The sequence below is a fragment of the Mesorhizobium sp. WSM4306 genome (assembly GCF_007003975.1).
Taxonomy (GTDB): Bacteria; Pseudomonadota; Alphaproteobacteria; order Rhizobiales; family Rhizobiaceae; genus Mesorhizobium.
The window spans coordinates 111,231-129,675 of sequence record NZ_VFTC01000019.1 but is presented as its reverse complement, the minus strand read 5'-3'; the positions used below and the strand labels follow the sequence as shown (position 1 = coordinate 129,675).

General features: G+C 63.6%; 16 protein-coding genes. 6 read left to right on the top strand and 10 right to left on the bottom strand.

Annotated features, from left to right (window positions below; all coding sequences use genetic code 11):
* Window positions 1–341: 341 nt before the first annotated feature.
* On the top strand, window positions 342–1,181 hold the full coding sequence (locus FJV77_RS21595; protein WP_142868646.1) for a hypothetical protein: 840 nt from the start codon (window positions 342–344) through the stop codon (window positions 1,179–1,181).
* Between the two features lie 199 nt (window positions 1,182–1,380).
* Here FJV77_RS21595 and FJV77_RS21590 read toward each other — a convergent pair whose 3' ends face one another.
* Complete coding sequence (locus FJV77_RS21590; protein ID WP_246691327.1) at window positions 1,381–2,259, bottom strand: LysR substrate-binding domain-containing protein; 879 nt, start codon at window positions 2,257–2,259, stop codon at window positions 1,381–1,383.
* A 135-nt stretch (window positions 2,260–2,394) separates the two neighbouring features.
* Between FJV77_RS21590 and FJV77_RS21585 the strand changes: the two genes are divergently transcribed.
* The 4 genes from FJV77_RS21585 (at window position 2,395) to FJV77_RS21570 (ending at window position 7,630) form a co-directional block, all read left to right on the top strand.
* Window positions 2,395–3,789, top strand: coding sequence for an FAD-binding oxidoreductase (locus FJV77_RS21585; protein WP_142868644.1), 1,395 nt, complete (start codon window positions 2,395–2,397; stop codon window positions 3,787–3,789).
* Window positions 3,790–3,811: 22 nt separating this feature from the next.
* Window positions 3,812–4,987, top strand: coding sequence for an MFS transporter (locus FJV77_RS21580; protein ID WP_142868643.1), 1,176 nt, complete (start codon window positions 3,812–3,814; stop codon window positions 4,985–4,987).
* Between the two features lie 290 nt (window positions 4,988–5,277).
* Complete coding sequence (locus FJV77_RS21575) at window positions 5,278–5,472, top strand: hypothetical protein (protein ID WP_246691326.1); 195 nt, start codon at window positions 5,278–5,280, stop codon at window positions 5,470–5,472.
* Between the two features lie 439 nt (window positions 5,473–5,911).
* On the top strand, window positions 5,912–7,630 hold the full coding sequence (locus FJV77_RS21570) for an adenylate/guanylate cyclase domain-containing protein (protein WP_142868642.1): 1,719 nt from the start codon (window positions 5,912–5,914) through the stop codon (window positions 7,628–7,630).
* 290 nt (window positions 7,631–7,920) lie between these two features.
* Here the strand turns inward: FJV77_RS21570 and FJV77_RS21565 are convergent, their stop codons facing one another.
* The 8 genes from FJV77_RS21565 to FJV77_RS21525 all read right to left on the bottom strand — a co-directional run bounded on the left by FJV77_RS21565 (window position 7,921) and on the right by FJV77_RS21525 (window position 15,811).
* Window positions 7,921–8,091, bottom strand: a complete 171-nt coding sequence (locus tag FJV77_RS21565; protein ID WP_246691325.1) for a hypothetical protein — start codon at window positions 8,089–8,091, stop codon at window positions 7,921–7,923.
* Window positions 8,092–8,172: 81 nt separating this feature from the next.
* A complete protein-coding gene (locus FJV77_RS21560) occupies window positions 8,173–9,480 on the bottom strand; it encodes a mechanosensitive ion channel domain-containing protein (RefSeq protein WP_142868641.1) in 1,308 nt (435 codons plus the stop codon).
* A gap of 169 nt (window positions 9,481–9,649) precedes the next feature.
* Window positions 9,650–10,633: a substrate-binding domain-containing protein gene (locus FJV77_RS21555; protein WP_142868640.1), complete on the bottom strand. Its 984-nt coding sequence runs from the start codon at window positions 10,631–10,633 to the stop codon at window positions 9,650–9,652.
* A gap of 129 nt (window positions 10,634–10,762) precedes the next feature.
* The gene (locus tag FJV77_RS21550; RefSeq protein ID WP_142868639.1) at window positions 10,763–11,815 is read right to left on the bottom strand and encodes an ABC transporter permease; all 1,053 of its coding nucleotides are present in this window, start codon (window positions 11,813–11,815) and stop codon (window positions 10,763–10,765) included.
* Window positions 11,815–13,332 (bottom strand): sugar ABC transporter ATP-binding protein, encoded by a 1,518-nt coding sequence (locus tag FJV77_RS21545; protein WP_142868638.1) that lies wholly within the window; start codon window positions 13,330–13,332, stop codon window positions 11,815–11,817. The genes FJV77_RS21550 and FJV77_RS21545 overlap by 1 nt, the downstream gene beginning before the upstream one ends.
* The gene (locus tag FJV77_RS21540) at window positions 13,329–14,327 is read right to left on the bottom strand and encodes a LacI family DNA-binding transcriptional regulator (RefSeq protein ID WP_142868637.1); all 999 of its coding nucleotides are present in this window, start codon (window positions 14,325–14,327) and stop codon (window positions 13,329–13,331) included. The genes FJV77_RS21545 and FJV77_RS21540 overlap by 4 nt, the downstream gene beginning before the upstream one ends.
* A gap of 321 nt (window positions 14,328–14,648) precedes the next feature.
* On the bottom strand, window positions 14,649–15,098 hold the full coding sequence (locus FJV77_RS21530; protein WP_142868636.1) for a GFA family protein: 450 nt from the start codon (window positions 15,096–15,098) through the stop codon (window positions 14,649–14,651).
* Window positions 15,099–15,274: 176 nt separating this feature from the next.
* Window positions 15,275–15,811: an isochorismatase family protein gene (locus FJV77_RS21525; RefSeq protein ID WP_142868635.1), complete on the bottom strand. Its 537-nt coding sequence runs from the start codon at window positions 15,809–15,811 to the stop codon at window positions 15,275–15,277.
* Window positions 15,812–15,942: 131 nt separating this feature from the next.
* Between FJV77_RS21525 and FJV77_RS21520 the strand changes: the two genes are divergently transcribed.
* Complete coding sequence (locus tag FJV77_RS21520) at window positions 15,943–16,356, top strand: hypothetical protein (protein WP_142868634.1); 414 nt, start codon at window positions 15,943–15,945, stop codon at window positions 16,354–16,356.
* A 39-nt stretch (window positions 16,357–16,395) separates the two neighbouring features.
* Here the strand turns inward: FJV77_RS21520 and FJV77_RS21515 are convergent, their stop codons facing one another.
* Window positions 16,396–18,408, bottom strand: coding sequence for an amidase (locus tag FJV77_RS21515; RefSeq protein WP_142868633.1), 2,013 nt, complete (start codon window positions 18,406–18,408; stop codon window positions 16,396–16,398).
* Window positions 18,409–18,445: the final 37 nt, after the last annotated feature.

Genomic DNA, 18,445 nt, shown 5'->3' with positions numbered 1-18,445 from the left:
AGGTCCGGGCGGCCGCCCGGACCTTGGCTCAATCGCTTTATTCCCACGAAATCTCTCCCGTGTAGATACAAGGTGGCCGCGTAGCGGACGGAGAGGGGGAGCGCCATAGGCGATTGACCTGCCGGCTGCCCGAGTGAACTTACCCCCGTCGGGCGCGTGGAACGCAACCATCGCCGCCCCTGCCCGCGTGGGTATGGACGAATCCCCTCATGGGCCATATGGATGGTGATACGGTCTGCCGTGGCGCTTTCGCGCTGAGGCAGGCGACGTTCGTTCAATGACGCTGCGCCGGGCGCCTTTGACGCCACCTGGCAAAAGTGTCGACACCGGGGGACCTGGTCATGACTGACGACAACAAGCCGGCCGCAGACGTTACCAAGGATTGGCAGGCATCGCAGGGCCAGAAGTCGGGCGCCACGCGGCTGCGCCTTTTCGCCGTGCTGTCGTGGATAATTGCCATTGGCGGCGAGATCGCCGGCATTGTCTTGCTCTACCGGCACAAGTTCGACCAGGGCAACCTGCCGCTTTTGATCGGCATTCTGGTCGGCATCGCGATTTTCGCCATCGCCGGCAGCCTGCTCTGGAAGGCGGCCAACCGGAAGGACCCGGCCCGCGAATCCGACACATTCAGGTTCTTCGTCCAGAACCAGCTCGGCGCGATCATCACGCTGATTGCCTTCCTGCCGCTGGTTCTCTTGATCCTCAACGACAAGAACATGGATCCGAAGAGCAAGAAGATTGCCGGCGGCGTCGGCGCTGTGCTGGCCGTGCTGGCGACGCTGATCGGGGTCAGCTACCAGCCGCCATCGGTCGAGCAGTACACGCAGGACATGAACCAGTGCGCGGCCCAGATCAAGGCGGGGCAGCCGACCACAGCCTGTTCGCCCGAAGTCGCCGCCCAGGCGCAGGCGATCGCCACCGACTCCACCACGGTGGCTGAGGCGACGAAGGACCCGGCACATCCCAACGGTCAGGATATCGTGTACTGGATCGCGCCGGAAAACGGCGCCGCGAAGTCCGACACCGAGCATGTCTTCCACCTCTGCGCGGCCGTCAGCCCGCTGAAGGACAAGACCGTCAACAGCGGCACCGTGACCGAGGCCTACGCCCAGAACGCCATCCGCATCACCAAGCAGATCGAGATGGAACAGAAGCAGTGCGGGTTTACGACCACGCCGTGAGGTTGCCGGCGTTTGGCGCGGCCGAGGAGATGGCCAGGTGGCAGACCTGAAGGCGGGCGAGAAAACAAGCACTGCCTCCCGGAGGTCAGTCGCGCCACGAACGGACATCTCGGAACGGCCTCGGCCCCTTTAAGCGATGGATGCTGCTCGCGTGCGTCAGATCACAAACCTTGCGCGGCTCATCCAAGGTCCGACAGTCTCACAATACGATCCTCATCCACGCCAGGAAGGACTCCATCACCGCCGATCGCGGACTGTGCTGCATCCACACGACATAGAAGCTGTAGCCCGGCAACGACAATGGATGCGCTTTGACGAGCGAGCCGTTTTCCAGCTCGCGGCCGACCACGACGTCACTCAAGATCGCGATACCTTGCCCGGCGACAACCGCATCGATCGCATGCAGTTCCTCGCGGAAGCTCAAATCCCAGGCTTTGTCCGGGATCAGGTCCGGATCGATCGAGCGGGCCGTCGCCAGCCATCGGCGCCAGGTGGGAGCGTCCGGATCTCGGTTCATCCAGTCGAAATGGATCCACGGATAGCGCAGAAGATCGGCGGCGCGCTCGATCGCCCGCCCATCGCTGGCCAGCAATCGCGGACTGCAAATGGGAAAGAAGGAATCGCGGCACAGCTCTTGCCCCGCAAAATCCACAGGCGGGCGACGCGTGTAGCGGATCGCCAAGTCCGCTGCGCCGGCGCGCAGATCGAGCAACGCGTCCGTCCCGATGATTTCCAGCGGCACGGCCGGATTGGCCGCTCGCCAGTTCGGCAAGCGAGGCACCAGCCATCGGCTGGCGAAAGCGTTCGGGCTTGTCACCCGCAATGGCGCCTGGACATCCGGCTCGGCGACCGCGGCAAGGGAGCCGGCGAGAAGATCGAAGCCGTTACGCAGAATAGGAAACAGCCGCGCTCCCGCACTCGTCAGCACAAGTGGGCGCGGCCGGCGCTGGAACAGCTTGCGACCGCATATCTCTTCCAGAAGGCGGACCTGGTGGCTGATCGCTGTCGGCGTCACACCTAGCTCCGCCGCCGCGGCCTTGAAGCTGCCATGCCGGGCCGCGGCCTCGAAGGCGTGCAAGGCGCGAAGCGGCGGACTGTTCTTCATGCCGGCAATGTAGATGAATTCTGCTCATCCAGTAGCTAAGAATTTCGCTTTTGCAGAAGGTTGCTTTCCTGTGAGACGATCGTCCTGCCGGAACCGAGGGCGATATCGATGGAGCTTCCCCGACAGAGCGAGGCGCTAATGGGCCGATCCCATTCTTCGGGCACGGCGATCGAACAGCTCCGGCAGCGCTTACGGGGCGAAGTTGTACTCCCGACGGACGCAGGCTACGACCAGGCGCGCAGGGTCTGGAACGGGGCGATCGACAAACGCCCTGCCGCAATCGTCTTTTGCGCCAATCCCGATGACGTCGTGCATGCCGTGACCTATGCCAGGTCGCAAGGCTGCCTCGTGGCCGTTCGCAGCGGCGGCCATAACGTCGCCGGCCTGTCGGTCTGTGACGATGGGATGGTGGTCGATCTATCACGCATGAAGAAAATCGTCGTCGACCCCGAGCGCCGCATCGCCAGGGCCGAAGCCGGCCTGACCCTCGGCGAGTTCGACGCAGCCACACAGGCGCACGGCCTCGCGACCACCATGGGCGTGAACGGCGACACCGGTATTGCCGGCCTCACGCTCGGTGGTGGCTTCGGCAAGCTCGGGCGAAAGCACGGACTGAGCTGCGATAATTTGATCGCGGCTGAAATCGTCACCGCCGAGGGACGGCTGTTGCGGACAAGCGCCAGCGAGCATCCCGACCTGTTCTGGGCCCTGCGAGGTGGCGGCGGCAATTTCGGCATCGTGACGGCGTTCGAATACCGTCTGCACCCGCTCGGTCCGGCGCTTCTCGTGGGTTCGGTGCTGCACGATTACAATCATGCGCGCCAGGCTATGAGGTTCTACGACAAATTCTCCCGCGACGCCCCGGACGAGGTAAGCGTCGATGCCGCGCTCGTAACGCTGCCCTCGGGCGACCGAGCCTTCAGCATCTCGGCTTGCTGTGTCGGGCCGCCCGAAGCTGGCGGACCTGTCATTGCGCCGCTGATGAAATTCGGATCCCCCATCGACAGTCGCCTTCAGGCTGTTCCTTACCTCCAGATTCAATCGGCGGGCGACAGCCTCTTTCCACGCGGGCGACGCTATTACTGGAAAGCGCAGTTCCTGCGCGAGATCAGCGATGGTGCGATCGGGGCGCTGCTCGACAGTTACGCGAGGGCTCCCAATCACTCCTCCCTGCTGGTTTTCCAGCAGGTCGGCGGCGCGATCGCTCGCGTGCCCGCGTCGCACTCGCCCTATGCCAACCGCGATGCGGCGCTTGACTGCTTCCCGATCGCCATCTGGGACGATCCGGCAGATGACGACGCAAATATCCGCTGGGCGCGCGACCTGTGGAATGCGGTCAGACCATTCTCAACCGGCGGCGTCTATGCCAACAATCTCGGTGATGAGGGTGACGAGCGCGTGCGTGATGCCTACGGCGCCAATTATGCGCGCCTCGCCGCCATCAAGAAGCAATACGACCCGACCAATTTCTTCCGGTTGAACCAGAATATCAGGCCTGAATAATTCGAAAATCCGTGGGGGAACCGTGCGCAGCCGCTGGACGATCCTTGCTGTCCTGTTTGTCGCCCGCACCGCAATGGCGTTTCAGTTCCAGAGCGTCGGCGCCGTCGCGCCTCTTGTCAGCGATAGACTCGGCGCGAGCCTGGCAGACATCGGCATTCTGATCGGCCTCTATCTTGCCCCGGGAGTAGCATTGGCCCTGCCTGGCGCGACCATCGGCCGGCGCTATGGCGACAAGGCGACTGTTCTCGCCGGCCTCCTGATGATGCTGGCGGGTGAAATGCTGATGACGGCGTCGACATCCTGGAACCTGCAGGTTGGCGGCCGACTGATCGGCGGCACTGGCGGCGTTCTCTTGAACGTCCTGATGACCAAGATGGTCGCCGACTGGTTTGCCGGCCGGGAAATCGCAACCGCCATGGCCATCTACATCAACTCGTGGCCAGCAGGCATCGCCATCGCTCTCGTGCTGCTGCCGGCAATCGGAACGACGTTCGGGATGACCGCCGTGGGCGTTACCGTTTCGCTGCTCGTCATCGCCAGCATCGGCCTGATGACCTTCGTCTATCGCACCCCGGAGGTACCGCCCGCCGGTGGCGTCGAACGCTCCGGCGTTTCGGCGGGGACAACCTATGCCCTCATTGCTGCCGGCCTGATCTGGTGTCTCTACAATGTCGGCTTCGCAATGGTCTTCAGCTTCGGTCCTTCGATGCTCGTCGAGCGCGGCTGGTCCAACTCTGCGGCGGGGTCGACGATCAGCGTCGTGCTTTGGCTGGCCGCCCTTTCGGTCCCCCTGGGTGGCTTCCTGACCGATCGCACCAAGCACGGCGGCGCGGTTCTCGCCCTGGGCTGTGTCGGCTTTGCACTCCTGATGCTCGTTCTGTCGCGAAGCGGACCAATTCTGCCCCTCATCATTACCATGGGGGTCGTATGCGGCCTGCCTGCCGGCGCGATTATGAGCTTGCCCGCGCGGCTGCTCGATCAGAGGACTCGATCGATCGGGATGGGGGTGTTCTACACTGTCTACTATGCCGGCATGCTGGCGGGGCCGGCGATTGGCGGCAAACTTGCTGTTTGGGCCGGCACCGCGACGGGCGCGCTCGATTTCGGCGCTGCCGCACTCCTCCTTTGCCCTCTCCTCCTTTGGACATACCATCGGATCAGCCGGCTCCCACGGCCGATGATGGTTCCATCCAGGTAACCCGGCTAGAGCAATTCCAGGAAAAGTGTGATCGGTTTTCCGTCCGGAATTGGGCAAAAACAGAGAGATAGAGCGGTTCGCCGTTTCCGTGAAACGGTGAAACGCTCTAGTCGCGCCGATACCGCTGGTACGCTCGGTGCGCCTATCCATTCCCGTCGCAGCTGTGTGCGGGATTCTTTCGGCATTGCAGCCTACCGTTCGCCCGAAGCCGCCCAGGCGCAGGCGATCGCCACCGGCTCCACCACGGTGGCTGAGGCGACGAAGGACGCGGCCCCGCCGGTCAGGATGTCGTGTACTGGATCGCGCCGGAAAACGGCGCCGCGAAGTCCGACACGGAGCATGTCTTCCACCTCTGCGCGGCCGTCAGCCCGCTGAAGGACAAGACCGTCAACAGCGGCTCGGTGACGGAGGCCCAGAACGCCATCCGCATCACCAAGCAGATCGAGATGGAGCAGAAGCAGTGCGGGTTCACGATCACGCCGTGAGTAAGCCTGTGTTCTGGGGCTGATGGACAGCCAAGGGGCGTGCCTGAAGGCGGGCGAGAGAACAGGCACGTGCCTACAGGATGCCAGCCGCGCTATGAGCGGACATCTCGGAACCGAGGGCTGAATGTCGCATTTGGGGCCGTTAGCGGAATGGCGGCTTTTGGCGTCGGAAGAACGATAGCGGACGCAACTGTCAGAAGGACTGATGCCTTGGCCTGACCCACTCCGGCTGTCGCCTCGTTCCTTCTGAAGGTCGCGAAAGGGGATGGAAGCCGAACTACGCACAAGCGCGCTTCGTGTTAGACGGAACCTCTTCGAGACTTTTCGCAAGGCGCGTTTCCCGATGCGGCCGGCTTCGCAATGCGCTAAGCTCGTGAACGGCTGCGCCTAAGACAACGGCACTGCTTATTGGGAGATTCGCCCGCCACGGAGCTTCGCTATGAAGCGCAAAATGGTTGCCCTCATGGCCGCCGATATAGTCGGCTACTCAGCTATGATGGAGCGAGACGAGGAGCAGACAGCGGAGCGCTTGGCGGGCTGTCAGACCCTTATTTCGGAAAAAGTCGGTCTGCTCGACGGCCGCGTTTTCAACACAGCGGGCGATGCAGCCTTCGCGGAGTTTCCGAGCGCCGTGAACGCCGTGCGCAGCGCGTTCGAAATCCGCACTACGCTTGCCGGTCTCCAGGAACCTGCGATTGAACCGCTCAGGATGCGGTTCGGTCTCCATATCGCGGATGTCATGGTGCAGGGGGATGATCTGATCGGAGACGGCGTGAACCTCGCGGCGCGCATACAGGCGGCATCCGAACCAGACTCGATCTATGTGAGCGGTGCACTCTTCGATCATGTCCGCCGCAGTTCTGCGTTCATATTCGACGACATTGGCGAGCGAGCGTTCAAGAACATTTCAGAACCCGTGCATCTCTATCGGGTTCGCGGGGAGATCGGAACGTATCGGCTGCAGTCGGCACCTACGCAACTGCTTGTCACCAAGGAACGGCGGCCGTCATCTGTTGCGGTGCTCCCTTTCCGGGTTTCAGGCGACTATGAGGACCAACGCTATCTCGCCGATGGCCTCACCGAGGAGCTGATTGTCAATCTGGGGCGGTATCGGCGTCTTTCGGTCAGTTCGCGCAGTGCGAGCTTCTCGATGGCGGACTCGCACCCCGATCCGGTGAGGGCCGGTGAGGTTCTTGGCGTTCGATTTGTGCTTGAGGGGCAAGTGCGGAAGATCGGCGAGCGGGTCTCGATCAGCCTCACGCTGTCCGAAACCGACCAGGGTGCGGTGGTTTGGAGCGACAAAGTTCATCGATCGTTCGATGAAATCCTCGCCCTGCTCGACGAGACCGCCGCAACGATCGCCGCAACTGTGTCCGGACGGATGGAGGACGCGGCCATGGTGGCGGCACGGCGAAAGCTGCCCGAAAACATGACTGCCTTCGACTGTCTGTTGCGCGGCCTGGATCATCACCGCCTCGGCGGCGTAACCGACGATAATGCACACCAGTCCGTCGGCTGGTTTACAAAGGCGATCGACGCCGACCCAAACTACGCAGCTGCCTACGCCTGGAGAGTCTGCGCAGCGTCATGGCTGTCGGATTTTGACTTTGAGCAAGGTCGACGGGACATTCGCCGCGCGCTTGAGCTTGATTCGTGCGATGCCGAGGCAAACCGGATTATGGGCTTTGTAGAACTCATGGATGGCAACTTCGATGAGGCCTTGGCACACGTCCGCAAGGCGATGGAGCTGAATCCGACGGATGCCTACATAAAGGCGAGATGCGCGGCGGTGTATAATTTCCTGGGCGAAGGAGAGCATTCACTATCTTTGCTCGACGAAGCCGAAATGCTCGACCCGTTCCTTCCTGTGTGGTGCGTCGAGGAACGGGGCGTGGCCCTCTATTCGCTGGGCCGCCATGCCGAAGCCATTGAATCCTTCGGAAAGCTCACGTTTCAGACCATTCGTTCACGCCTCTATCGGGCGGCGGCGCTCGTGGCACTCAATCGAGCTGACGATGCCAGTCGAATGGTTAGGGAAGCTGTGGGTGGCAAGCCGGATCTCACAGCCTCCGACTTCACAAGTCGCGAGTATTACCGCGACCCGCGGAAGGTTCGGGAACTTGGCCGCTTGCTGAGAGAAGCAGGTTTGCCGCCGTAAGGTCACTGAGCGACCGTCTGCCGCAAATGACAACCCGTTCGACACACACTGTCGAAGTCTGTAACGACTCGACTCCGGTCGTTGCGATAGAAACCGGGAATGGCGGGGTGTGGCGCAAAGCTGCCTGTGGCCTCTGCAATAGCGATGACCGCTTTTGGTGAATGGACGGGATCGTAGGAAAGACTGCCATGAGGCGCGTAGCGGCCATTTACCCGTAACTTGCCGCAACGCAACAAGGCCCCTTCCGGGGCCTTGCACATCAACCTCAGTGTCAGGCTCTAATCGCCCCCTCACTTCCCCATCATCGACTTCGCATTCTCGGCCGTGATCGCAGTGGCCTCCACCGTCACCGTCGGCTCAACCTCCGTCGCGCAATCCAGCAGGATCTTCTTCGACATCTCGATCGCTTCCTTGGCACCCGTCGGGTAGGTGAAGGTCGCGGCCCAGTCGCCCTTGGCCACCGCCTCGATGCCGCCGGCCGTAGCGAGAGGACAAGGTGGCCAGTCCGCCTCACCACTTCTTCCGCATCAACATCGAGAAGATCACTGGTCGTCGTGCCCTGGTCTGACCGGCCCAGCCTGTTTCATGATGATCTCGCGATGCGGATAAGGGATGCTTATGCCGTTTGCCTTGAACGTGTCCCACAGCGCCAGCAGCACTTTGCCGCGCACGTTGGTCAGGCCTTGCTGCGGGTCTCGGATCCAGAAGCGCAGGACGAAGTTCAGCGAGGAGTCACCGAAGTCGGTCAGCCAGCAGACCGGTCGCCGGTCAGCCTCGACCCGACCGACGCTAATCGCGGCCTCTATCGCCAGTTCGCTGACCTTGTGCGGATCGGCGTCGTAGGAGACGCCGAAGTTCACGTCGAGGCGCACGAGGTTGTCGCTGAACGACCAGTTGATGACCCTCTGGGTGATGAAGTCCTCGTTGGGGATCAGGAATTCGCGGCCGTCGCGCGTCACCACCGAGACGAAGCGCGCCCGCAATTCGCGGATCCAGCCGAAGGTGCCTTCGAGCGAAATGGTGTCGCCCGGCTTGATCGACTTGTCGAGCAGGATGATCACGCCGGAGACGAAATTCGAAACGACCTTCTGCAGACCGAAAGCGAGACCGACACCAACGGCGCCGGAAAACACCGTCAGCGCCGTCAGGTCGAGGCCGACGGCCGAAAGTGCTACGGCGCCGGCCACCAGCACGAGGCCGATCTTGGCGACCTTGCCGACGAGGACGCGGATCGACGGTGTCAGCTCCTCGGAGAGGCGGACGCGCTCATCGATGTAATTGCCGGTGACCACCGCAAGCCAGACCGTGGCGATCAGGAGCAGCGCCGCCTTCAGCACCATGAGGGCCGAAAGGCGAACCGCGCCCAGAGGGATTGCCAGGCTGTCGAGGAAGGCGGCCGCCTCATTACTGACACCCAGTATGACAAGGGCCGCGTAGATCCAGGCCAGCCAACCCAGCGTGCGCGCGACGAGGCGGTTGCGAATGATGCGCGACAGCACGGTCGCAAACAGCCACGCCAGCGAGAGCAACAGCGCGACGAGCAGGAGATGGGTGCGGCTCGGCCAGGTGATGGCGAGCAACAGGTTGAGCGCGGCAAACAGGAAGATAATGAACAGGATCCAGTCGGTGCGACGCAACAGCGCGATGACGACCCTTAAGAGTCCGGGATGGCCCTTGATCTGGCGTGCCTGGTTCTCGACAAGAGGCTCGACCCGCAGCGCCGCCAGCTTCGCCACCACAAAGAGCGAGGCGATGATGCCGACCTGATAGACGAACCATGGCGTGGCGGCATAGTCGAACCACCCGCCGGCCCAGGCCAGCGCTCTATCGATGGCGTCGCGAAAATCCATTGCCACACGACCACTTGGCTAACGAACTGCAACTCGCGGCCCACAATGTCGTCGGCCTTGTGATTGGTCAAGTTGAGCTTGAGGATGGCTTTGTGAGCGGCAGCGGCGGAACAAACGTGGCAAGGCCGAGGGGGCCTTGCCACTGATTCTCGCAAGATGATCGCCAGCCCTACTTCCCCATCATCGACTTCGCATTCTCCGCCGTGATCGCGGTGGTTTCCACCGTCACCGTCGGCTCCACCGAAGTGGCGCAGTCGAGCAGGATCTTCTTCGACATCTCGATCGCTTCCTTGGCGCCCGTCGGGTAGGTGAAGGTCGCGGCCCAGTCGCCCTTGGCGACGGCCTCGATGCCGCCGGCCGGGCCCGGCAGGCCGTCGGTGCCGATGATCTTGACGTCCTTGCCCGCGCCCTTGGCGGCGAGCAGCGCCCCGGCGGCCATCATGTCGTTGGAGGCGTAAAGCACCTTGATGTCGGGATGCGCCTGCAGCATGGCGGCGAAGGCGACCTGCGCCTTGTCCGGCACCCAGTCGGCGGCCTGCTCGGCCACGACCTGGATCTTGGCGTTTTCCTTGACGCCGTCCTTGAAGCCGTTGAGGCGCTCCACCGCCGGCGTCGAGCTTGGCAGGCCTTCCAGCACCGCCGTCTCGCCGCCATCGGGCATCAGCGTCTTGGCGGTGTATTTGCCGGCCTCGAGCGCGATCTTGTAATTATCGCCGCCGATGAAGGCGGTGTAGTCCTTGCCGGGGTCGCCGACCGTCTTGCGGTCAAGCTCGATGACCGGGATGCCGGCGTCCATGGCGCGCTTCACCGCCGGCGTCAGCGGCGCCGCTTCGAAGGGCGAGATCAAAAGTATGTCGACCTTCTGGGTGATGAAATTGTCGACCTGCGAGGTCTGCGTGTTGACGTTGCCGGCGCCGTCGGCGATCTGCAGCGTGAAGCCAGGCACTTCCTTGGCCGCCGCCTCCAGCTCGTCATTGACGTGCTGGCGGTAGGGCTCGGCATTGTTGGCCTGCGAAAAGCCGATGATGAACTGGCCATCCTTGGCGCAGGCTTTCACCATCGGGTCGGCAGCGTAAGCCGAGCCGGCAATGCACAGGCCGGCACTGGCCAGAACCACAGTTTTCAGGCTCGATCCTCTTGCAATCGTTTTCATACTCACTCTCCTCCTCGTCGGGCCGGGGGGCCAGACCTCTGGTTCAGTCTTCGTATGCTGCCGTCTTCCTCCTTGTTTGTTGATGCATGTCGTTGTCGCAAAACCGATTTCACTTTTGCGCGACATGCATTAACGACCCAAACCCTCGCGGCGGCGAACGAGGGATTGAAGCACTGCCGCCAGCACGATGATCGCGGCGGTCGCGAGCAGCTGCATGGCGGGGGTGATGTTGTTGAGCTGCAGGATGTTGGCGAGTGCGCCGAGCATGATGGTGCCGGCGACGGTGCCGACCATCGAGCCGGCGCCGCCGAACAGGCTGGTGCCGCCGATGACCACGGCGGCGATGGCTGTCAGCTCATAGCCCATGCCGTCATTGGCGCTGCCGAAATTGAACTGGCCGGCATGGACGATGCCGGCAAGGGCGGCGGCAAAGCCGGTGATGGCGTAGACCGAGATCTTCACCATCGACACCGGCACGCCGGAAATGCGCGCGGCGCGCTCATTGCCGCCGACGGCAAAGACATAGCGGCCGAAGCGCGTGGTGTTGAGCACGAGGGTGGCGATTGCGGCGAAGACGATAAAGACGAGCGTCGCTACCGGCACGGTGTTGTTGAACAGCCGCTCGCCCAGCACCGCGAACACCGGCGGCGCCAGGCCCGGCCCGTCGCCATAGGAAATGTTGATGTACTGGTTGCCGGACACAACCAGCGCCAGGCCGCGCGCGGCCTGCAGGCCGGCCAGCGTGACGATGAACGGCTCGAGCCGGAAGCGCGTGGAGATGGTGCCCTGGATGGCACCGAAGACGATGCCCATGACCAGCACGGCGAGGATGGTGGGGATCAGGCCGAAGCCGCCGGAGATCATCATCGAGGCGGTGACGACGCTGGACAGGCCGAGTACCGCGCCGACCGACAGGTCGATGCCGGCGGTGATGATGACGAAGGTCATGCCGATTGCGATGATGCCGGTCTCCGACACGGCGCGCACGATGTTGGCGATGTTGTCGGGGTTGAGGAACAGGATCTCGCCATGGCGGCGCGGCGAGAAGATGATGCCGCCGATCGCCACCAGCACCAGGCCGATCAGGCTCTGGAAGCGCACGATGAGCGCCAGCGGGTCGCGATGTTTTTGAGGCGCCGCCGTCACGGGTGCGCCTGCCGCCGAAATCTTCTCTTCAGACATCAGGCCTCCCTGCCGTTTGCCGCGGCCAGCACCGTGTGCTCGTCGACGCCGCCCATAAATTCCGCCACATTGCGCCCCTGGCGCAGCACCACGATGCGGTCGCACAGGCCGATCAGCTCCGGCATTTCGCTGGACGCCACCAGTATGCCCAGTCCCTGCGCCGCGAGCGCCCGCAGCCGTGCGTAGATCTCGCCCTTGGCGCCGACATCGACGCCACGCGTCGGCTCGTCGAGCAGAAGCAGGCGCGGATTGCCGAGAATCTCCTTCGCCAGCACCACCTTCTGCTGGTTGCCGCCCGACAGCGCACCGACGGCGATGTCCGGGTTCTTCGGCCGGATATCGAACTGGCCGAAGGATTCTTTGACCGCCTCGGCCTGGCGGCGCTGCGACACCAACCAGTTCGGCGAGATTCTGGATATGACCGACATCACCAGATTGAGGCCGACCGCCATACGCAGCATCAGGCCCGAGCCCCTGCGATCATCGGTGACGAAGGCGATGCCCGCGTGGCGGGCGGCCTTGATGGAGTCGAGTTTCACCGGCTGGCCCGATATGGCGACCTCGCCCTCCCAGTGGCCCGACAGGCCGGTGCCGTAGAGCGCGGACAACAGCTCGGTGCGCCCTGCCCCCATAATGCCGGCGAGGCCGACGATCTCGCCTTCATGGACATCGAGCGACACGCCTTGCGGGGCCTGCCAGCCGGCGCTGTCGCGGGCGAGCTTGAAGCTGGCGTTCCTCAGGCTGAGCAGCGGCTTGCCCGCCCCTTTGGCGCGTCGGGGATAAAGCTCGTCGAGCGGGCGCCCGACCAGAAGCCGCACCAGTTCGGCCTGCGGCGCGTGCGGTTCGGTGATGCCGGCAACACGGCCGTCGCGCATCACCGTCACGCGGTCGGCAATGCCAGGCACTTCCTCCAGCCGATGCGAGATGTAGACGATGCCGACCCCGGTGGCGGCGAGCTTGCGCATGATGTCGAACAGGCGCTCGACTTCGCCGACGGTAAGGGCTGCCGTTGGCTCGTCCATGATCAGCACGCGCGAGGCATAGGACAGCGCCTTGACGATCGCCACCACCTGGCGCTGGCCGATCGACAGGTCGGCGACCATCGCCCCTGGATCGATGGCGATCTCGATCGCTTCCAGCCGCTGCTTCGCCTCGCGGCGCATCGCCGGCACGTCGAGGAAGCCGCCCGGGCGCATCAACTCGCGGCCGAGGAAAAGATTGGCCGCGACGTCGAGCGACGGCACCAGGTCGAGCTCCTGGAAGATGGTGGCGATGCCCGCGGCTTGCGCCTCGCGCGGATTGTTGAAGCGCACGGGTTTTCCGTCGATCTCGATCGTGCCTTCGTCCGGCGTGTAGACGCCTGAGAGAAGGTTCATCAGCGTCGACTTGCCGGCGCCGTTCTCGCCAAGCAGCGCATGGATCTCGCCGGCCTTCAGGTCGAAGTCGACGCCGCGCAGCGCCTGCACGCCGCCGAAGCGTTTGACGGCGCCGGTCATCACCAGAAGCGGCGCGCTCATTTCGGCCTCCCGCAGGATTCGCGGGTCTGCAAGGTGGCCAGCAGGCGCACCGCTTGGGGTGCGGACGCGGTCGACGCGATGCGGGCGCTGAGCAGCGCCGCCGCCTGCCGACCGATCTCGGTGCAGGGCTGCTCGATCAGCGTCAGGCGCGGCTCGAAACAGTCGGCCCATTCGAAATCGTCGAAACCGACCAGCGACAGATCGCGGGGGATCGAAAGACCCTTTTCGCGGATGGCGCGGACTGCCCCGATCGTCGTCATGTTGTTGCCGGTGACCAATGCGGTGGGCGGCGTGGACAGCGACAGGATCGCATGCGTCGATGCGGTCGCCGCCGCCGTATCGACATTCTCCGGCGAGACATAGTGCGGCAGGCTTTCAAGTCCATTGGCGGCGAGCGAAGCCTGGAACGCCTCGATGCGTTCGCGGGTCGTCGCCAGGCCCGGCTGCCCGGCGATGTAGCCGATGCGCTTGTGGCCGAAGGAAGCGACATGGTCGATCAGCGCGCGCATCGCCGTCTCGTTCTCGACACCGATCTGGTCGAAGCGGTCGTCGGCGAAACGGTCGATCAGAACGCACGGCACTTTTTTGTCGGCGAGATAGTCGATGGCGCGCTGCGGCGAACCCGACGGCGCCAGGATAACGCCGTCGACGCGACGCTGGTGGAAGGCGCGCACCACTTGCAGTTCGCGGTCCGGGTCTTCCTGCGTGTCGGACAGAAACACCATCAGGCCGAGCCGGGCGCATTCGGCCTCGACCGCGCAGATGATGTCGGTGAAATAGGGGTTGGAAATCGCCGAGATGGCCAGGCCGACGCTGTTGGTGGTGGACGCTTTCAGCGACCGCGCCAGCTCGTTGGGCTGATAACCCATGGCGGCAATGGCGTCGTTGATCAGCTTCGCCTTTTCCAGCGAAACGAAGCGCGTGTTGTTGACGACATGCGAGACGGTCGACACCGACACGCCGGCGCGCCGCGCCACTTCAGCCATTGTCGGCAAGACAATTCAGCGCCAGCAAGCGCTCCTCCCTTATGCGTTTCCCGTCCGCTCTGTCGGCGGATTTTGAAGGAGCTTAGGGTGATCGAAACGTTTGCGCAATCGATTCGATGAATTTTTTTCGCGGAAGCTGCTGATCTCCCCCCTCGTGGGGGAGATGGCCGGCAGGCCAGAGAGGGGCGCTGTCCCGCCAGCGTGTCCGCGTGTTGGAACTGTCTGATTGTCGAGAGGAAAAGCGGCCGGCAGGTCCGGGAAGTTGGCGATCCTTCGCGCCCCCCTCTGCCCTGCCGGGCATCTCCCCCACGAGGGGGGAGATCAGCAGCTTCAGCGCCCCGCAAACTCCGCCACCAGGCCCTCATAGTCCTCAAAGGCTGGAAGCGCCTCGTAGCTGTGCACCGCCGGTGTCTCCGCCCAAGGCAGTTTCTCGCTGGTCCAGGTCTCGACAAACGGCGTGAACCAGCCGGGTTCGTCGAGCATGGTCGGGCGCAGATTGACGAACCAATCGAGGCCCTCGGGGCGAGTGAACATCCATGTCATGCAGTAGCCGCAGAAATAGTGTTTTGACGCGCCGTGCAGGCCCCCGATCACTGGCTCGCCTTTTATGATTTCGAACCCATCGGAGGGGATGGCGGCGCTCAGCGAATAGGCGCTGGCCGACATGGTCTGGCAGCCGGTGCAATGGCAGGCCATCGTCAAAAGCGGCTTTGCGGAAATTTTCAGCCGCACGCGTCCGCAGCGGCAGCCGCCTTCGGCCGGCAGTTTCAAACCTGGCAAGGCAGCCTCCTAGGTTGCGTTTTCCCTTCTCCCCTTGCGGGAGAAGGTGGATCGGCGCGATAGCGCCGAGACGGTTGAGGGGTGTTCCAGCGGAGTGAGACGCTGGCGTTCCCTGGAACACCCCTCATCCGTCGCCTTCGGCGACACCTTCTCCCACAGGGGGAGAAGGAGAAAGCTCAGCCTTCAGTCAGCGCCTTGGTCGTCACCAGCGTGGCGCCGGCATCGGTGAAGTCGGCATTGTACCGGGCGATGATCTCGGCAGCGGTTGCGTCGGGTGTGTCCAGCGTCGAATGCGCGTCGGAAACCACGGTGACGGCGAGGCCTTCAGCGAGGGCGCCCTTGACGGTACCGGCGATGCAGAAATCGGTCTGCGCGCCGGCGAGCACGACTTCATCAGCGCCCTGCCCCGCCACCCATGCGCCAAGCTCGGGGTTGGAGAATGCGTTGCGGACGTTCTTGGAGAATGTCGGCTCGTCCTTGGCCTGGCCGAGTTCCGGCCATACCGACCAGCCCGGCTCGCCCGGCGCCAGCGGATCGCCGGCCGGCCCGTCATGCCTGACGAAAGCGATTTTTCTGCCGCTGCGCCGTGCCCAGTCGATCAGCGAGCGGGTACGCGCGGCAATGCCCGGCGCATCATAGATCGGCGGCTCGACACGCCCGTCGAACATGTTGGTCTGGAGATCGATGACAATGAGCGGAGCGGGATTTGACATGGCGCGAAGATAGCGCGGGAGGCGGGAGGGTCAAGGAGAGGGCTCAGCTGTCGTGGCCAAAAATGGTTCGGAATGGATGGAAATCCACCCTTAGTAGCACTAGCATCGCTTAACAGCGGCAAGGGGCGGCTATGAGTGAACAGTATACCGTTTTCCTGATCGGTGCAGGCACAGTCAGCGACGACGAACAGGCGATTTTTACGCTGCACGATACAGGGACAAGATGCCGGCTTACCTGCAGCTATCGAGACAATACGATCGAGGCTGAGGAGGACGATTATTTCGAAGCTTTGTTCCAGCTCCGCCAGCAGCTAGAAGTCGATGGCCTGCTGCCTTCTTGTTACGGCGCGAGCTATAATGTCTTTCCTGAAGCCACGCTGATAGAGAAGAGCCGCGGGCTGGTAGTCTGCAAGATAAAAGAGGGGCATCTCCCCCAAGAGAGCGACTTGGTCAATATATTTGACGATGGCCACGACATCATACCTGTGTTTGTCCACATGCAACAGCGCTTTTGGGATAGATGGCTGGCCTCCCTGCCATCTTAGCGGTGCGGCGGATTTGCCGGATCAGCTGTTTCGCCCCTTTTACCCGATCCCACCCGTCGCCACATAGGCACCGGCGGTGCGTCCGTCTTCGAGCCGCACGATGGCGGTGACGAGCGACCCGTAAGAGTCGCGCCAGACGCTGTGCCTTCGCTCGTGTTCAGCGGCCGGCACCAGGATGCCGCCGTGAAAGCTTGTGCCGCTTCGCTGCATGGCGACGGGTTCGCCGTTGACATGAACCTTGATGCCTTCCGCGTCCATGGCGTCATCGAGTTCGATCGTTACGGCGATCTCGACCTGGCCTTCCAGATGTCTCGTCTCAGCAGCAAGCCTGAGCGCCGGCGGCGGCGCATCGCTGGACCGCGATCCACCGCGCGCCGCAAACACATCGTCCGTCAGAGTCGGCGTGCGCGGCGGGCTGGTGCGTCGTCGCGTAGCGCGCTCGTAATCGCCGGCCTGGCGCAGCAGGTCCACATCGTCATAAGCCTTGCCCGCAAATGTCAGCCCCACAGGCATGCCGATATCGGCCATCGTGCCCATCGGCACGGTGACGGTCGGGATGCCGAGATGGCGCCAGACCAGATTGCCGTTGGCGACCCAGGTGCCATTGCGCCAGGCAAAGTCCGCCGAGGTCTCGTTGGTATCGGCATCGGCCGGGCCGACATCGGCGACGGCCGGCAGCACCACCGCATCGAGCTTGTGCTCATCGAGCCAGTCCTCGAAGTCGATGCGCCGTGTCGCCTCCAGCCCCTTGAGCCCGTCTTCCATCGTGGGAATGTCGTGGAAGGGCGTCACGCCTTGCCTGGCCCGGGTGACATAGTCGGCCAGATCGAAACCGTCGTCGCCGTAGCGATCGGACAGCGTACCCGGCGGCTGCGGGAAGATTTTTGGGCCGTCGACCGAAGCCAGATCGGGGATGGCCGGGTCGGCATTGGCGCGCAGAAAATCGTCCCATGCCCAAATGGAGAGATCCCAGAGTTCGCGCTCGGCGAAACCTTCCGGCACCAGCCCACGCTCGACCATGGTTTTCGCGCCCGGACGGTCGCGCTCGTAGTTGGAGACGACGGGGAAATCGACCTCGACCACTTCAGCGCCAAGCCGCTCGAGATCAGCTGCCGCCTGCCGCCAGAGGTCGAGCACCGAGGCGCGCGTCTCGATCGGGCGCTCGGCGCCGCTGTCACGGCCGATATACATTTTCGGCGCGCCGAAGCGTTTGCCTCTCAGTGCGCCTTCCAGCCCGAGCGCCGTGTAGTTGGGCGGCCGGAGCTTCGCACTTTCCGGGATCGGCACCCAAGGCTGCACACGCCAGAAATCGCCGCGCGTCTCCGCGTCATCGGCGAAGATCACATCGAGCAGTTCCAGCATGTCGGCGATACTGCGCGTATGCGGCACCACCACATCCATGGTCGGCACCAGCGGCCAGTTGCCCCGGACCGAAATGACGCCACGCGACGGCGTGTAGGCGACCAGCGCGTTGTTCGACGCCGGCGCCCGGCCCGACGACCATGTCTCCTCGCCCAGCCCGAAGGCAGCGAAGCTCGCGGCTGTCGCCGTGCCAGAACCGTTGGAGGAGCCGGAGGCGAAGGCGGCGGTCAGGTAGTCGGCGCTGTAAGGGCTTTCGGCGCGGCCATAGACGCCTCGCTGCATGCCGCCATTGGCCATTGGCGGCATGTTGGTCAGCCCGATCAGCACCGCGCCGCCGGCCCGCAGCCGGGCAATGGTGAAGGCATCCTCATTGGCGATGAGATGTTCGAAGGCCGGCGAGCCGGCCGCCACCGTCAGGCCTTTGACCTTATAGCTGTCCTTGGCGGTATAGGGGATGCCGTCGAGCGGCCCGAGCGTGGCACCGTTGCGGCGCCGCAGATCGGAGGCCGCTGCCTCCTCGAACATTTTCGGGTTGAGCACCGGCACGGCATTCAGTGCGATGCCGTGCCGGTCGTAATGCGCGATGCGCCTGAGATACGCGCCAACCAGTTCGACGCTGGTGACGGCGCCCTCCTCCAGCGCACGGCGCAGATCGGCGATCGAGGCTTCGACGAGGTTGAGGTCGGGCATGGGGATGCTCGGTTAGCGTTCCTTCACACCCCCCTCT

Coding starts and splice junctions, on each gene's coding strand:
- FJV77_RS21595 (WP_142868646.1), top strand. CDS start 342: ATGACTGACGACAACAAGCCGGCCGCAGACGTTACCAAGGATTGGCAG.
- FJV77_RS21585 (WP_142868644.1), top strand. CDS start 2,395: ATGGAGCTTCCCCGACAGAGCGAGGCGCTAATGGGCCGATCCCATTCT.
- FJV77_RS21570 (WP_142868642.1), top strand. CDS start 5,912: ATGAAGCGCAAAATGGTTGCCCTCATGGCCGCCGATATAGTCGGCTAC.
- FJV77_RS21560 (WP_142868641.1), bottom strand. CDS start 9,480: ATGGATTTTCGCGACGCCATCGATAGAGCGCTGGCCTGGGCCGGCGGG.
- FJV77_RS21555 (WP_142868640.1), bottom strand. CDS start 10,633: ATGAAAACGATTGCAAGAGGATCGAGCCTGAAAACTGTGGTTCTGGCC.
- FJV77_RS21550 (WP_142868639.1), bottom strand. CDS start 11,815: ATGTCTGAAGAGAAGATTTCGGCGGCAGGCGCACCCGTGACGGCGGCG.
- FJV77_RS21545 (WP_142868638.1), bottom strand. CDS start 13,332: ATGAGCGCGCCGCTTCTGGTGATGACCGGCGCCGTCAAACGCTTCGGC.
- FJV77_RS21525 (WP_142868635.1), bottom strand. CDS start 15,811: ATGTCAAATCCCGCTCCGCTCATTGTCATCGATCTCCAGACCAACATG.
- FJV77_RS21520 (WP_142868634.1), top strand. CDS start 15,943: ATGAGTGAACAGTATACCGTTTTCCTGATCGGTGCAGGCACAGTCAGC.
- FJV77_RS21515 (WP_142868633.1), bottom strand. CDS start 18,408: ATGCCCGACCTCAACCTCGTCGAAGCCTCGATCGCCGATCTGCGCCGT.